Origin of the sequence: Pseudomonas sp. CBS (assembly GCF_024734645.1) — a bacterium.
In the GTDB taxonomy this organism is placed as follows: domain Bacteria; phylum Pseudomonadota; class Gammaproteobacteria; order Pseudomonadales; family Pseudomonadaceae; genus Aquipseudomonas.
On the sequence record NZ_CP102929.1, the window covers coordinates 5,706,755 to 5,721,670 of the forward strand.

A 14,916-nucleotide genomic window follows, 5' to 3' on the forward strand; every position below is an offset into this window, starting at 1 on the left:
TCGGACATGCCTTCGGCCAAACGCAACGGACATTAAACAGATGCCAAATAGCTTAAGCGGTTCGGTGCGGAAGGAAAAATGATTGATGGCGGGTTGATGGCGTTGCATGTGAAACAAGACGTTTCTGCGAAGCGTTGTGGCGCGGAGCGCCACGAGATGCATTCCCACGCAGAGCGTGGGAACGATCATTCACAGGGATTAGCCCACTTGCAGGCTGCGCTTGACGTTGTCGCCGGTGGCAAGGATCAGGTGCGCCTGGCGCAGGATTTGTTCGAGTGCATATCGTTTTAATTGAGGGGTAAGCGCGTTACATCTGGAAGCACTCTAGATCGGGGGTTTTTGGCACTTAGTTTTACGCTGGGGGCCTATTGGTCCTGTGAACCCTAGTTTCTGGAGGCTGTGAATGAATACCCGTGGATTGCTCGATCAACTGCTCAAATCCGGCCAGGACATGTTGCAGAACAAGGCTGGCGGGCAGCGCAAGTCAGATGACAAAGGTGCCCTTGGCAGTCTGCTGGGCGGCGGCGGGTTGGGTAGCTTGCTCGGCGGTGCCGGTGGTGGGGCCCTCGCGGCCGGTGCCATGGGGTTGTTGCTGGGTAACAAGAAAGCCCGCAAGTTTGGCGGTAAGGCGCTGACCTACGGTGGGTTGGCGGCGTTGGGGGTGATTGCCTACAAGGCGTATGGCAACTGGCAGGCGCAGCAGGCCAATGCGCCTCAGGGGGAGCCGCAGACCATTGATCGCCTGCCGCCGGCCCAGGTCGAGCAGCATAGCCAGGGGATTTTGAAGGCGCTGGTGGCCGCAGCCAAGGCTGACGGGCATGTGGATGAGCGGGAGCGGGCGTTGATCGAAGGGGAGTTTTTGAAGCTGGATAACGATCGTGAGTTGCAGCAGTGGTTGCATGCTGAGCTGAACAAGCCGCTGGATCCGGCAGATGTGGCTCGGGCTGCGAGCACTCCGGAGTTGGCTGCCGAGATGTATATCGCCAGTGTGATGTTGGTGGATGAGGAGAACTTCATGGAGAAGTCGTATCTCGATGAGTTGGCGCGGCAGCTTAAGTTGGAGCCTGGGTTGAAGGCTGAACTGGAGAAGCAGGTGCGGCAGGCTGTGGTGGGTTGATTGTGTACATATCCGTTATTTAGGTAACGGCGGCTTATGGTTCCGCTCTTACAGCGGCTCACTTTGGAAAAGCCGGAATGCCGGCCCAGCCCAAAGTAAGCAAAGGGCTCTGCCCCGCCTGTCGGCACCTCGCTAGGGCTCGGCGTTCCCTCACTCCGGCATTGCTCCGCGGGCCGCCGCGATGGGCCATCCATGGCCCAGCGCGGCTAAACCGGCGTCCTGCCGGTTTACCCGCTCCGCACTGCCTGCGTTCGGCCTCGGGCTTATTGGGGCAGTCAGATCAAGATCAAAAGCAAGAGCACAGCGGCCTCCCGGCCGGCTTGAGTGTTAAAAGCAAAAGCAAAAACCAGAGCGAAAACAAATCTGCTTTTCTGTGGGAGCGGGCTTGCTCGCGAAAAACCTGAGAGCGCCGCGTTCATCCAGAATGCCCGCGTCATCGTTAACGACCTTCGCGAGCAAGCCCGCTCCCACATTTTTTGGACCGTGCCCGCTTTAGCTTTTGATTTGGCTTCTAAACATTCAAGCCGGCCGGGAGGCCGCTGTGCTTTTGCTTTTGATCTTGATTTTGATCTTAGGCGCCCCGTTAAACCACGCTGGCCGAACGCAGGCTTTGGAGCGTGGGTAACCTGGCAGGACGCCAGGTTAGCCGTCCTGGGCCAGGGATGGCCCATGACGGCGGCCCACGGTCCAAAGCCGGAGTGAGGGCACACCGAGCCTAGGCGAGGTGCCGAGTGGTGGGGCAAGAGCGTTTTGCTTACTTTTGCGCTCTTCAAAAGTGAGCCGCTGTAAGAGCGGAACCATAAGCGGCCGTTACCGCAGCAACGGATATGCCCCCCCCAAGAAAACTTTCCCCCCGAGCGTGACCCAGATCCCACAACCCGTTGATTAATGATGGCACCCGCTCAGCTATACTCCCCTCCATTTGAATGGCCCTCGAGGAATTACTGTGAAGAACTGGACCTTGCGCCAACGGATATTGGCAAGCTTTGCGGTCATCATCGCGATCATGCTGCTGATGGTAGTGGTCTCGTATTCACGCCTGTTGAAGATCGAAGCTGGCGAAGAGTCAGTCCGCGACGACGCAGTCCCCGGGGTCTACCTCAGCTCGATGATCCGCAGCGCCTGGGTCGACAGTTACCTCGACACCCTCGACATCATCGGCCTGCGCAAAGACAAGACACTCACCGAAGCCGACAAGGCCGACTACAAGTCCTTCGAAGCGCGCATCATCACGCAGATGGCCAATTACAAGGCAACCATCAACGGCGCTGACGATCAGGCCGAGTTCGATAAATTCGAAGCCCTGCACCAGGCCTACAACAAGGCATTGGCCACCGTAACCGACAATCTGCAACGCAATGATGTCGCCGCCGCCCGCAAAGTGTTCGACGAAGAGCTGACCCCGACCTGGACCGCAGGCCGCAAGAAGCTCAACGACATCATTACCGAAAACAAAAACGTCGCCGATCGCGCCACCAACGCTATCGACGACGCGGTGTCCGCTGCAAAAATCAGCATGGGCGTCTCACTGATCCTCGCGATCCTCGCCGCCGGTCTCTGTGGCCTGCTGCTGATGCGCGCGATCATGGCGCCGATGAAACGCATCGTCGACATCCTCGAAGTCATGCGCACCGGTGACCTGAGCAAACGCCTGAACCTGGAACGCAAGGACGAATTCGGCGCGGTGGAAACCGGCTTCAACGACATGATGACCGAGCTCACTGCCCTGGTATCCCAGGCCCAACGCTCTTCGGTCCAGGTCACCACCTCGGTCACCGAGATTGCCGCCACCTCCAAGCAACAACAGGCCACCGCCACGGAAACCGCTGCGACCACTACAGAAATCGGCGCGACTTCCCGGGAAATCGCCGCCACGTCCAAGGACCTGGTCCGCACCATGACCGAAGTCTCCACCGCTGCCGACCAGGCCTCGGTAGCCGCCGGTTCCGGCCAGCAAGGCCTGGCACGCATGGAAGAAACCATGCACTCGGTGATGGGCGCGGCCGATCTGGTGAACGCCAAGCTGGCGATCCTCAATGAGAAGGCCGGCAACATCAACCAGGTGGTCGTGACCATCGTCAAGGTTGCCGACCAGACCAACCTGCTGTCCCTCAATGCCGCCATCGAGGCCGAGAAGGCCGGTGAATACGGTCGCGGGTTTGCCGTGGTGGCCACCGAAGTACGGCGCCTGGCCGATCAGACCGCCGTCGCCACTTATGACATCGAGCAGATGGTGCGCGAGATCCAGTCGGCGGTGTCGGCCGGGGTGATGGGTATGGACAAGTTCTCTGAAGAAGTGCGCCGTGGCATGTTCGAGGTGCAGCAAGTGGGCGAGCAGTTGTCGCAGATCATCCATCAGGTGCAGGCCCTGGCGCCGCGGGTGTTGATGGTCAACGAAGGCATGCAGGCCCAGGCCACCGGCGCGGAACAGATCAACCATGCGCTGGTGCAGTTGGGCGATGCCAGCAGCCAGACCGTAGAGTCCCTGCGCCAGGCCAGCTTTGCCATCGACGAGCTGAGCCAGGTCGCGGTCGGCCTGCGCAGCGGCGTGTCGCGTTTCAAAGTCTGATGAGCGACTTCGCGGCTAAACGCGGTGCCGTTGCGGCAGTGAAGAAAGCACTGTTCCTGGTGTTTCACATCGGCAATGAACGCTATGCCCTCAAGGCCACGGAAGTGGCCGAGGTACTGCCACGCTTGCCGCTCAAGCCGATTGCCCATGCGCCTGTGTGGGTCGCCGGGATCTTTGCCCATCGCGGGGCGATGGTGCCGGTGATCGACCTCAGTGCCCTGACCTTCGGCACGCCGGCGCAGGCGCGCACCAGTACACGTCTGGTGCTGGTCAATTATCAGCCGGATGCACTCATTCCGGCGCGCTGGCTGGGGCTGATCCTCGAACAAGCCACCGACACCTTGCGCTGTGATCCGGCAGAGTTCCAGCCTTACGGGTTGGACAACCGCGAAGCACCGTACCTGGGCCCGGTGCGTGAAGATGAGCACGGCTTGATGCAGTGGATTGGCGTGGCCGACCTGCTGACGGCTGATGTGCAGGCGCTGCTGTTTGCCGCCGGCGAGGAGGGTTGATGAGCAGTGATCAACGCTTCTTCGACTTCCTGAAAGAACGCATCGGCCTCGATGTGGCCTCGGTGGGCGAAGCGATCATCGAGCGTGCCGTGCGTCAACGCAGCCTGTCACTGAATGCGCAGACCGCAGATCAATACTGGCAGCAGTTGCTGGCCTCCACCGACGAACAGCAAGCGCTGATCGAAGCGGTGATCGTCCCCGAAACCTGGTTTTTCCGTTACCCCGAGTCTTTCGCCACTTTGGGCCGGCTGGCGGTCGCACGCTTGGCTGAAATCAAACACATGCGCGCCCTGCGGATCCTCAGCCTGCCATGTTCCACCGGCGAAGAACCCTATTCGATTGCCATGGCCTTGCTCGACGTCGGGCTGGCGCCGCATCAGTTCAAGGTTCAGGGCATGGACGTCAGCCCGCTGTCGGTGGAGCGCGCCCGCCGTGGGGTGTACGGCAAGAATTCGTTTCGCGGCCAGGACATCGAGTTCCGCGATCGCCACTTCACCGAGCAAACCGACGGCTACCGAATTGCCGACCGGGTACGTGAGCAAGTGCGCCTGCAAGTGGGCAACTTGCTGGACCCCACACTGCTGGCCAATGAGCCCAGCTACGATTTCGTGTTCTGCCGCAACCTGCTGATCTACTTCGACCAGCCCACCCAGAAGCAGGTGTTTGAAGTGCTCAAGGGCCTGACCCACGTCGACGGCGTGCTGTTTATCGGGCCTGCCGAAGGCAGCCTGCTGGGGCGCCTGGGCATGCGCTCGATGGGTGTGCCGCAGTCGTTTGCCTTCAGTCGCCACGCTGAACCTGCGCCGGAACCGGTATTTGTGCCGATGCCTGCGCCGATCCCCCAGCGCAGTGCCGCGCCTATCCCGACCAAGCCCCGGCCGTTCAGCACGATCAGCGCGCAACCCGTCGTTCCGATCAAACCGCCGCCCGCGCAGTCGGACGCTGCCGATCTGCTCAGTCAGATTGCAACCCTGGCCAATGAAGGCAAAAGCCTTGAGGCCCGTGCCGCCTGCGAGCGTTATCTGCAAACGCACCCGCCAGCAGCCCAGGTGTTTTACTGGCTGGGCCTGCTCAGCGATGTGGCCGGCAGCGCCCTGGAAGCCCAGGGTTATTATCGAAAAGCCTTGTACCTGGAACCCCAGCACCCGCAGGCTTTGATGCACCTGGCGGCGTTGCTCGAATCCCAGGGCGATGTCGCCGGCGCACGCCGTTTGCAGGCCCGTGCCGCCCGCAGTGAGCGTAAACAATGACCCTGGATACCGCGCTGAACCTGGCCCTGGCCGACACCCAAGCCATCGACGACTGCTGGAACCGTATCGGCATTCACGGCGACAAGTCTTGCCCGTTGCTGGCCGAACACATCCATTGTCGCAACTGCTCGGTGTATTCCGCCGCCGCCACGCGCCTGCTCGACCGCTACGCCTTGCAGCAGGACGATCATCGTCACGTAGCGGCGCCGGAAGTCGAAGGCGATGTGGTCACCCGTTCGCTGTTGATGTTCCGCCTCGGTGAAGAATGGCTGGGCATCGCCACCCGCTGTCTGGTGGAAGTGGCGCCGCTGCAACCGATTCACTCCTTGCCACATCAGCGTTCGCGCGCCCTGTTGGGCGTGGCCAATGTGCGCGGCGCGCTGGTGGCGTGCCTGTCCCTGGTGGAATTGCTCGGGCTGGACGACGCCAGCAACGGCCCCAGTGGCGGGCGAATCATGCCGCGCATGCTGATCATCGCGGCGCAGGACGGGCCGGTGGTGGTGCCGGTGGACGAAGTGGACGGCATCCATGCCATTGATGAACGCACCTTGAACGCGGCGTCTGCCTCGGGCACCCAGGCCAGCGCCCGCTATACCCAAGGCGTGTTGCAGTGGAAAGGCCGCAGCCTGCGCTGGCTGGACGAGGCGCAATTGTTGTCTGCCGTGACCCGGAGCCTCACATGACCCCCGACCAGATGCGCGACGCCTCGCTGCTGGAACTGTTCAGCCTGGAAGCAGACGCCCAGACCCAGGTGCTCAGCGCCGGCCTGCTGGCCCTGGAGCGCAACCCGACTCAGGCCGACCAGCTCGAAGCCTGCATGCGCGCCGCCCATTCCCTGAAGGGCGCGGCGCGGATTGTCGGGGTGGACGCCGGTGTCAGCGTCGCCCACGTGATGGAAGATTGCCTGGTCAGCGCCCAGGAAAGCCGGCTGTACCTGCTGCCGGAACATATCGACGCGCTGCTGCAAGGCACCGATTTGCTGATGCGCATCGCCACGCCGGGCAACACCGTGGGCGCGGCGGACATCGAGTCCTACGTGGCGCTGATGGAGCGTTTGCTCGACCCGTCGCAAAAAGTCGCGCCGCCCGTTGCGCCACCGCCAGCACCCGCGCCGGAACCTGAATTGTCGATGGAAGCGCTGCTGACCCTGCCGCCGGAGCCCGAACCCGCGCCGCCCGTCAGTGCCGAGCTGCCTCGCCAGAACAAGCGCATGACCGAAGGCGGCGAGCGGGTGCTGCGGGTCACCGCCGAACGCTTGAACAGCCTGTTGGACCTGTCCAGCAAATCCCTGGTGGAAACCCAGCGGCTCAAGCCTTACCTGGCCAGTTTGCAACGCCTCAAGCGCATCCAGAGCAACAGTGCCCGGGCTCTGGATAACCTCGACGGCCACCTCAAGACCGTCGACCTGAGCCTGGAAGCCCAGGAAGCCCTGGCCGACACCCGCCGCCTGTTGAGCGAGGCCCAGGCGTTGCTCGCGGAAAAAACCGCCGAAATCGATGAGTTCGGCTGGCAGGCCGGGCAGCGCGCCCAAGTCTTGTACGACACCGCGCTGGCATGCCGCATGCGACCGTTTGCCGACGTGCTGGCCGGGCAGGTGCGCATGGTGCGTGACCTCGGCCGCAGCCTCGGCAAACAGGTGCGCCTGGAAATCGAAGGCGAGAAGACCCAGGTCGACCGCGACGTACTGGAAAAGCTTGAAGCGCCGCTGACTCATTTATTACGCAATGCCGTCGACCACGGCATCGAAATGCCCGAGCAACGCTTGTTGGCCGGCAAACCCGCCGAAGGCTTGATCCGCCTGCGAGCGTCCCACCAGGCGGGCCTGCTGGTGCTGGAACTGAGTGACGACGGCAACGGTGTCGACCTGGAGCGCCTGCGGGGCACCATCGTCGACCGGCATTTGTCGCCGCTGGAAACCGCCCTGCGCCTGAGCGAAGAGGAACTGCTGACGTTCCTGTTCCTGCCGGGGTTCAGCCTGCGGGACAAAGTCACCGAGGTTTCCGGGCGCGGGGTCGGTCTGGATGCGGTGCAGCATATGGTTCGCCAGTTGCGCGGCGCGGTGGTGCTGGAGCAAACGGCGGGGCAGGGCAGTCGCTTCCATCTTGAAGTGCCGTTGACCCTGTCGGTGGTGCGCAGCCTGGTGGTGGAAGTCGGCGAAGAGGCCTACGCCTTCCCGCTGGCCCACATCGAACGCATGTGTGACCTGGCCCCCGACGACATCGTGCAACTGGAAGGTCGCCAGCATTTCTGGCACGAAGGCCGGCATGTCGGCCTGGTCGCCGCCAGCCAGTTGCTGCAGCGCCCGCCCGGGCAGGGCAATCAGGAAACCCTCAAGGTCGTGGTGATCCGCGAGCGCGATGCCGTCTACGGGATTGCCGTGGAGCGTTTTATCGGCGAGCGCACGCTGGTGGTGCTGCCCCTGGATGCCCGGTTGGGCAAGGTCCAGGACATCTCCGCCGGTGCCCTGCTCGATGACGGCTCGGTGGTGTTGATCGTCGACGTTGAAGACATGCTGCGTTCAGTGGACAAGCTGCTCAATACCGGTCGTCTGGAGCGCATCGCCCGGCGTACCCAGCAAACCCAGGAAGCAGCGCGCAAGCGTATTCTGGTGGTGGATGACTCACTGACCGTGCGCGAGCTGCAACGCAAACTGTTACTTAATCGCGGTTACGAAGTTGCCGTGGCGGTCGATGGCATGGATGGCTGGAACGCGCTGCGCTCCGAAGACTTCGACCTGTTGATCACTGACATTGATATGCCTCGCATGGATGGTATTGAATTGGTCACACTCTTGCGCCGTGATACTCGCCTGCAATCCCTGCCGGTGATGGTTGTTTCCTACAAAGATCGGGAAGAAGACCGCCGCCGTGGACTGGACGCCGGCGCCGACTATTATCTAGCCAAGGCCAGCTTCCATGACGACGCGTTGTTGGACGCGGTGGTGGAGCTGATTGGAGGAGCCCGGGCATGAGGATTGCGATCGTCAATGACATGCCCATGGCTGTGGAAGCCTTGCGCCGGGCGCTGAGTCTTGAGCCGGCCCATGAAGTGGTGTGGGTCGCCAACAATGGCCTGGAGGCGGTGCAGCGCTGCGCCGAGCTGACGCCGGACCTGATTCTGATGGACCTGATCATGCCGGTGATGGACGGCGTGGAAGCCACCCGGCAGATCATGGCCGAGAGCCCTTGTGCGATTCTTATCGTCACTGTCGACCGGCAGGCCAACGTCAGCCGTGTGTTTGAAGCCATGGGTCATGGCGCCCTGGATGTGGTCGACACCCCAGCGCTGGGTGTGGGTAACCCGAAGGACGCCGCGGCGCCGCTGTTGCGCAAGATCCTCAACATCGGCTGGCTGATCGGCCAGCGTGGCAGCCGCGTGCGGGCCGAACCTGCGCCCCAGCGCACCATGGGCAAACGCCAGAGCCTGGTGGCCATTGGTTCGTCCGCCGGTGGCCCGGCTGCCCTGGAATCCCTGCTCAAGGGCTTGCCCCGGGACTTTTCGCCGGCCATTGTGCTGGTGCAGCATGTGGACCAGGTGTTCGCCGCCGGCATGGCCGAATGGCTGAGCAGCGCCTCTGGCCTGCCGGTACGCCTGGCCCGGGAAGGCGAGCCGCCCCAAAGTGGTGTCGTGTTGCTGGCGGGCACCAACCATCATATTCGGCTGCTGAAGAACGGCACGCTGGCCTATACCGCAGAGCCGGTGAACGAGATTTATCGGCCGTCCATCGACGTGTTTTTCGAGAGCGTCGCCAGCCACTGGAATGGCGATGCCGTCGGCGTGTTGCTGACGGGGATGGGGCGTGATGGCGCCCAGGGACTTAAACTGATGCGTCAGCAAGGCTACCTGACCATCGCGCAGGACCAGCAAAGCTGTGCTGTTTACGGCATGCCCAAAGCGGCAGCGGCGATCGACGCGGCTGTTGAAATTCGCCCATTGGACAGAATTGCGCCACGATTGCTGGAAGTATTCGCAAAATGACCGATATCACACGCTGTCCTGGCCTGCAGGTAGTAATTCAGGTGACCGTAAATGAATGATTTACAGCTCGACGACTTCAAGACCGACGAAAACGCCGCCATGGTGTTGCTCGTCGACGACCAGGCCATGATCGGCGAAGCCGTACGCCGGGGCCTGGCCCATGAAGACAACATCGACTTCCATTTCTGCGCCGACCCGCACCAGGCCATTGCCCAGGCGATCCGTATCAAGCCGACGGTGATCCTGCAGGACCTGGTGATGCCGGGGCTCGACGGCCTGACCCTGGTGCGTGAATACCGTAATCACCCGGCGACGCAGAACATCCCGATCATCGTGCTTTCCACCAAGGAAGACCCGCTGATCAAGAGCGCGGCGTTTGCCGCCGGCGCCAACGATTACCTGGTCAAGCTGCCGGATAACATCGAGCTGGTGGCGCGCATCCGTTACCACTCGCGCTCCTACATGACCTTGTTGCAGCGGGACGCGGCCTACCGGGCGCTGCGGGTCAGCCAACAACAGTTGCTGGACACCAACCTGGTGCTGCAACGGCTGATGAACTCCGATGGCCTGACCGGCCTGTCCAATCGCCGGCACTTCGACGAATACCTGGAACTGGAGTGGCGCCGAGCCATGCGTGACCAGACCCAACTGTCTCTGCTGATGATCGACGTAGACTTCTTCAAGACCTACAACGACAGCTTCGGCCACCTGGAGGGCGACGAGGCCTTGCGCAAGGTGGCTGCGACCATTCGTGATGCCAGCAGCCGTCCTTCGGATTTGCCGGCGCGTTACGGCGGTGAAGAGTTTGCCCTGGTGCTGCCGAACACCTCGCCGGGCGGTGCGCGGCTGGTGGCCGAGAAACTGCGCCAGGCGGTGGCGGGCCTGAAAATCCCGCACATAGCCCCGGCGGACGGCTCGAGCCTGACCATCAGTATTGGCCTGGCGACCATGACCCCATTGCAGGGTACCGATTGCCGGCAGTTGATCTCGGCGGCGGACAAAGGCTTGTACCTGGCCAAGCACAATGGGCGTAATCAGGTGGGGATCGAGTAACGACGGCAAAACGCTGGTTGTCGGGAGAGCGCTTGCCGTGGCGAGGGAGCTTACTGTGGCGAGGGAGCTTGCTCCCGCTGGGCTGCGAAGCAGCCCCTAGATCATCACCACGTACCGCCTGAAACACCACAGTCACATTGCAAGGGGCTGCTGCGCAGCCCAGCGGGAGCAAGCTCCCTCGCCACAGGGTTCTCTTGAACTCGCATTTGCTGATGCACCCCGCCTTTTCGGCCAAGCGGGCTGCCGTTCCCGCCCGTTTGTCGTTATACTCGTCGGCTTTCAAAAGTTCGCCAACGAGTGCTGCCCGCCATGGAAATCAACCCGATCCTTAACACCATCAAGGACCTGTCCGAGCGCTCCGAAACTATTCGGGGGTATCTTTGACTACGATCAAAAGCATGAGCGTCTGACCGAAGTCAATCGCGAGCTTGAAGATCCTGCTGTCTGGAACAAACCTGAATACGCCCAGGAACTGGGCCGCGAGCGCGCTGCGCTGGCGCAGATCGTTGAAACCCTCGACGAATTGAACACCGGCCTGGCCGATTGCCGCGACCTGCTGGACATGGCCGTCGAAGAAGACGACGAAGGCGCAGCGGGCGATGTCGTCGCCGAGCTGGCCCGTCTCGAGGAAAACCTCGCCAAGCTTGAATTCCGCCGCATGTTCAGCCACGAAATGGACCCGAACAACGCCTACCTGGATATCCAGGCCGGTTCCGGCGGCACCGAAGCCCAGGACTGGGCCAACATCCTGTTGCGCATGTACCTGCGCTGGGCTGACAAACGCGGTTTCGACGCCACCATCATGGAGCTGTCGGCCGGTGAAGTCGCTGGTATCAAGGGCGCGACCGTGCACATCAAGGGCGAATACGCCTTTGGCTGGCTGCGGACCGAGATCGGCGTGCACCGTCTGGTGCGCAAGAGCCCGTTCGACTCCGGCAACCGTCGCCACACCTCATTCTCCGCCGTTTTCGTCTCGCCAGAGATCGACGACAAGGTGGAAATCGAGATCAACCCGGCAGACCTGCGCATCGACACCTACCGTTCCTCCGGTGCCGGTGGTCAGCACGTAAACACCACCGACTCGGCCGTACGGATTACCCACGTACCGACCAACACCGTGGTCAGTTGCCAGAACGAACGTTCCCAGCACGCGAACAAGGACACCGCCATGAAAATGCTGCGGGCCAAGTTGTACGAGCAGGAAATGCAGAAACGTAACGCCGCGTCCCAGGCGCTGGAAGACACCAAGTCGGATATCGGCTGGGGTCACCAGATCCGTTCGTATGTGCTCGATGCTTCGCGGATCAAGGATCTGCGGACCAACATCGAACGCAGCGACTGCGACAAGGTGCTCGACGGCGATATCGACGAATACCTGGAAGCCAGCCTGAAATCTGGCCTGTAAAGACTCTGTAGGAGCCGGCTTGCCGGCGATCCCCGGCCGCAGGCCGGGGGCAACGAACCTGTGATGGAATTTCAAAAGACATGAGCGACCAACAACTCGACCCGCAAGCCCTGCAACAGGAAGAAAACTCCCTGATCGCCCTGCGCAAGGAAAAGCTTGCTGCCGAGCGCGCCAAGGGCAATGCCTTCCCCAACGACTTCCGCCGCGAAAACTACTGCGATGCCTTGCAGAAACAGTACGCGGACAAGACCAAGGAAGAGCTGGCAGAGGCTGCGATCCCGGTCAAGGTGGCAGGTCGCATCATGCTCAACCGTGGCTCGTTCATGGTGATCCAGGACATGACCGGTCGCATTCAGGTCTACGTCAACCGTAAAACCCTGTCTGAAGAAACCCTGGCCTCGGTGAAAACCTGGGACATGGGCGACATCATTGCCGCCGAAGGCACCCTGGCCCGTTCGGGCAAGGGCGACCTGTACGTTGAAATGACCAGCGTGCGCCTGCTGACCAAGTCGCTGCGCCCGCTGCCGGACAAGCACCACGGCCTGACCGACACCGAACAGCGCTACCGCCAGCGCTACGTTGACCTGATCGTCAACGAAGACGTGCGCCAGACGTTCCGCGTGCGCTCGCAAGTGATCGCCCACATCCGCAGCTTCCTGATGGCGCGTGACTTCCTGGAAGTGGAAACGCCGATGCTGCAAACCATCCCCGGTGGTGCTGCAGCCAAGCCTTTCGAAACCCACCACAATGCGCTGGACCTGGAAATGTTCCTGCGTATCGCGCCGGAGCTGTACCTCAAGCGCCTGGTGGTCGGCGGCTTCGAGAAGGTGTTCGAGATCAACCGCAACTTCCGTAACGAAGGCGTTTCGACCCGTCACAACCCTGAATTCACCATGTTGGAGTTCTACCAGGCCTACGCCGACTACGAAGACAACATGGACCTGACCGAAGAACTGTTCCGCGAACTCGCGCAGTTGGTCCTGGGTTCCACCGACGTGCCGTACGGCGACAAGGTATTCCACTTCGGCGAGCCGTTCGTGCGCCTGTCGGTGTTCGATTCGATCCTCAAGTACAACCCTGAGCTGACCGCTGACGACCTGACCGACATCGACAAGGCCCGCGCCATCGCCAAGAAAGCCGGCGCCAAGGTGCTGGGCTTTGAAGGCCTGGGCAAATTGCAGGTGATGATTTTCGAAGAGCTGGTCGAGCACAAGCTGGAACAGCCGCACTTCATTACCCAGTACCCGTTCGAAGTGTCGCCACTGGCCCGTCGCAACGATGACAACCCGAACGTCACCGACCGTTTCGAGCTGTTCATCGGCGGCCGTGAAATCGCCAATGCCTACTCCGAGCTGAACGACGCAGAAGACCAGGCCGAGCGCTTCATGGCCCAGGTGGCCGACAAGGACGCTGGCGACGACGAGGCGATGCACTACGACGCCGACTTCGTTCGCGCCCTGGAATACGGCATGCCGCCAACGGCCGGTGAAGGGATCGGCATCGACCGGTTGGTGATGTTGTTGACCAACTCGCCGTCGATCCGTGACGTGATCTTGTTCCCGCACATGCGGCCACAAGCGTAACCGTAGCGAAATCCGAAGCCGCCTTTTATAAGGCGGCTTTTTTATGTGGCGTATTTAAGCGTCAAGCTAACAGCGCCAGATGATCGTCCCCACGCTCGGCGGGGGAACGCAGCCCGTGACGCTCCGCGTCACCCTGAAAGGAAGATCCGTCGTGAACCGCGTAATGGCTCAAAAGGGTGCCGCCGGCATTGCCGCTGCCGTGGCTGAAAGTGTTCAGTACCAGGGCCGTAAGGCCAGTCGCCGGGGCAGTGAGCAACGCCGGCAGGACATTCTCGATGCGGCGATGCGCATCGTGGTGCGTGAAGGCGTGCGCGCTGTGCGTCATCGTGCGGTGGCGGCAGAGGCCGGCGTGCCATTATCGGCCACTACCTATTACTTCAAGGACATCGACGACCTGCTCACCGACACCTTCGCCCAATACGTGGAGCGCAGCGCGGCGTTCATGGGCAAGTTGTGGGTGCGTAACGAAGGGCTGCTGCGAGAGATGGTCGCTTACGGCGACGGCAGCCCGCAGTCCCGCTCGCAACTGGCCGACGACATCGCGCGCCTGACCGCCGATTACGTACAGCGCCAATTGCTCAACCGCCGCGAGCACTTGATGGCCGAGCAGGCGTTTCGCCAGGAGGCGCTGCTGAACCCGCGCCTGGCCGAGTTGGTGCGCTCCCACCAGCAAATCCTGTTGCAGGGCACTTGCCAGTTTTTCCAGGTATTGGGTTCGCGCGAACCGCAACAGGATGCCAAAGTGTTGACGGCGATTATCGGTCGGATGGAATATCAGGGCCTGCTGGGCGGTGCAGAGCCTCTGACCAGCGACGAAATGCTTGAGATCCTCAAGCGTTACATGCATTTGGTGTTGGCTTCGGTCTGACACTGGGGAGTGTCCAATGAAAGCCTGGCGTGTCGTTGTGATCGCCTTGTCGTTCCTGTTGCTCAGCGGTTGCCTGGTGACGTTCAAGGACCCGTTGCCGGCCAGCGAGGCGGCGCCTGATGGCCTGATTGGCAGATGGGCCAGCAAAAATGCCTGGGGCGAGCCCCTCAACCTGCAAATCAGCCGTGTGGGCAAACATCGCTACAAAGCCGTGAGCTACCCTAAAGCCAAGCCGGGCCAGCGGGATGAATACCTGTTCACGGTTTCCCGCCATGGCAGCCGCTGGTATTTGTCGGCACCGCTGCCGGCCAAGTTTGGCGGGCATTTCATCCTGGCAGGCTTCGAGCTCAACGATGAACACGAATTGGTGGTCTACAACCTCGACCTGGACCAGATCCACCAGGCTGTCGGCCAGAAAGTCCTTGGCGGCAGCACTGTCGAAACCGTCGAAGGCGACGGCGTATTGATCAACAGCCCCATGGCCCAGGTGTTTGCCTACCTGGATGACCCGGCCAATGCCGACGTGTTCGTCGAAGCCGTGCGCTACCAGCGCGCGAGCAAATAACGTTTAAAGAGGAAGT

Annotated in this window: 13 protein-coding genes; all 13 read left to right on the top strand. The window is 61.7% G+C overall.

Annotation, left to right across the window (positions count from 1 at the left end; all coding sequences use genetic code 11):
* The first annotated feature begins 78 nt into the window (after positions 1-78).
* Positions 79-291 carry a hypothetical protein gene (locus NVB75_RS25985; protein ID WP_258343946.1) on the top strand — a complete coding sequence of 71 codons (213 nt, stop codon included), beginning with the start codon at positions 79-81 and terminating at the stop codon, positions 289-291.
* A 112-nt stretch (positions 292-403) separates the two neighbouring features.
* Positions 404-1,117 (top strand): tellurite resistance TerB family protein, encoded by a 714-nt coding sequence (locus NVB75_RS25990; RefSeq protein WP_258343947.1) that lies wholly within the window; start codon positions 404-406, stop codon positions 1,115-1,117.
* Between the two features lie 946 nt (positions 1,118-2,063).
* The gene (locus NVB75_RS25995) at positions 2,064-3,686 is read left to right on the top strand and encodes a methyl-accepting chemotaxis protein (protein ID WP_258343948.1); all 1,623 of its coding nucleotides are present in this window, start codon (positions 2,064-2,066) and stop codon (positions 3,684-3,686) included.
* The gene (locus NVB75_RS26000; RefSeq protein ID WP_258343949.1) at positions 3,686-4,198 is read left to right on the top strand and encodes a chemotaxis protein CheW; all 513 of its coding nucleotides are present in this window, start codon (positions 3,686-3,688) and stop codon (positions 4,196-4,198) included. The genes NVB75_RS25995 and NVB75_RS26000 overlap by 1 nt, the downstream gene beginning before the upstream one ends.
* A complete protein-coding gene (locus tag NVB75_RS26005) occupies positions 4,198-5,448 on the top strand; it encodes a CheR family methyltransferase (RefSeq protein ID WP_258343950.1) in 1,251 nt (416 codons plus the stop codon). The genes NVB75_RS26000 and NVB75_RS26005 overlap by 1 nt, the downstream gene beginning before the upstream one ends.
* Positions 5,445-6,131, top strand: a complete 687-nt coding sequence (locus tag NVB75_RS26010) for a chemotaxis protein CheW (protein ID WP_258343952.1) — start codon at positions 5,445-5,447, stop codon at positions 6,129-6,131. The genes NVB75_RS26005 and NVB75_RS26010 overlap by 4 nt, the downstream gene beginning before the upstream one ends.
* On the top strand, positions 6,128-8,419 hold the full coding sequence (locus NVB75_RS26015; protein WP_258343953.1) for a hybrid sensor histidine kinase/response regulator: 2,292 nt from the start codon (positions 6,128-6,130) through the stop codon (positions 8,417-8,419). The genes NVB75_RS26010 and NVB75_RS26015 overlap by 4 nt, the downstream gene beginning before the upstream one ends.
* A complete protein-coding gene (locus tag NVB75_RS26020) occupies positions 8,416-9,426 on the top strand; it encodes a chemotaxis response regulator protein-glutamate methylesterase (protein WP_017479456.1) in 1,011 nt (336 codons plus the stop codon). Before NVB75_RS26015 ends, NVB75_RS26020 begins: the two co-directional genes overlap by 4 nt.
* Before the next feature lie 51 nt (positions 9,427-9,477).
* The gene (locus NVB75_RS26025) at positions 9,478-10,479 is read left to right on the top strand and encodes a diguanylate cyclase domain-containing protein (RefSeq protein ID WP_258343956.1); all 1,002 of its coding nucleotides are present in this window, start codon (positions 9,478-9,480) and stop codon (positions 10,477-10,479) included.
* A 309-nt stretch (positions 10,480-10,788) separates the two neighbouring features.
* A protein-coding gene (gene prfB / locus NVB75_RS26030) for a peptide chain release factor 2 (RefSeq protein ID WP_258343958.1) occupies positions 10,789-11,884 on the top strand; the annotation gives its coding sequence in 2 pieces (ribosomal slippage) (positions 10,789-10,860 and positions 10,862-11,884; 1,095 coding nt in all).
* An 80-nt stretch (positions 11,885-11,964) separates the two neighbouring features.
* Positions 11,965-13,467, top strand: coding sequence for a lysine--tRNA ligase (gene lysS / locus NVB75_RS26035; RefSeq protein WP_258343960.1), 1,503 nt, complete (start codon positions 11,965-11,967; stop codon positions 13,465-13,467).
* Positions 13,468-13,618: 151 nt separating this feature from the next.
* Entirely contained in the window at positions 13,619-14,335 is a 717-nt protein-coding gene (locus NVB75_RS26040) for a TetR/AcrR family transcriptional regulator (protein ID WP_177047402.1), read from the top strand.
* Positions 14,336-14,351: 16 nt separating this feature from the next.
* Complete coding sequence (locus NVB75_RS26045) at positions 14,352-14,900, top strand: hypothetical protein (protein WP_258343962.1); 549 nt, start codon at positions 14,352-14,354, stop codon at positions 14,898-14,900.
* Positions 14,901-14,916 lie beyond the last annotated feature (16 nt).

What these genes read in the sequence shown, in the direction of transcription:
- NVB75_RS25985 (WP_258343946.1), top strand. Translation starts at nt 79, where the DNA reads ATGATTGATGGCGGGTTGATGGCGTTGCATGTGAAACAAGACGTTTCT.
- NVB75_RS25990 (WP_258343947.1), top strand. Translation starts at nt 404, where the DNA reads ATGAATACCCGTGGATTGCTCGATCAACTGCTCAAATCCGGCCAGGAC.
- NVB75_RS26000 (WP_258343949.1), top strand. Translation starts at nt 3,686, where the DNA reads ATGAGCGACTTCGCGGCTAAACGCGGTGCCGTTGCGGCAGTGAAGAAA.
- NVB75_RS26005 (WP_258343950.1), top strand. Translation starts at nt 4,198, where the DNA reads ATGAGCAGTGATCAACGCTTCTTCGACTTCCTGAAAGAACGCATCGGC.
- NVB75_RS26010 (WP_258343952.1), top strand. Translation starts at nt 5,445, where the DNA reads ATGACCCTGGATACCGCGCTGAACCTGGCCCTGGCCGACACCCAAGCC.
- NVB75_RS26015 (WP_258343953.1), top strand. Translation starts at nt 6,128, where the DNA reads ATGACCCCCGACCAGATGCGCGACGCCTCGCTGCTGGAACTGTTCAGC.
- NVB75_RS26020 (WP_017479456.1), top strand. Translation starts at nt 8,416, where the DNA reads ATGAGGATTGCGATCGTCAATGACATGCCCATGGCTGTGGAAGCCTTG.
- NVB75_RS26025 (WP_258343956.1), top strand. Translation starts at nt 9,478, where the DNA reads ATGAATGATTTACAGCTCGACGACTTCAAGACCGACGAAAACGCCGCC.
- lysS (WP_258343960.1), top strand. Translation starts at nt 11,965, where the DNA reads ATGAGCGACCAACAACTCGACCCGCAAGCCCTGCAACAGGAAGAAAAC.
- NVB75_RS26045 (WP_258343962.1), top strand. Translation starts at nt 14,352, where the DNA reads ATGAAAGCCTGGCGTGTCGTTGTGATCGCCTTGTCGTTCCTGTTGCTC.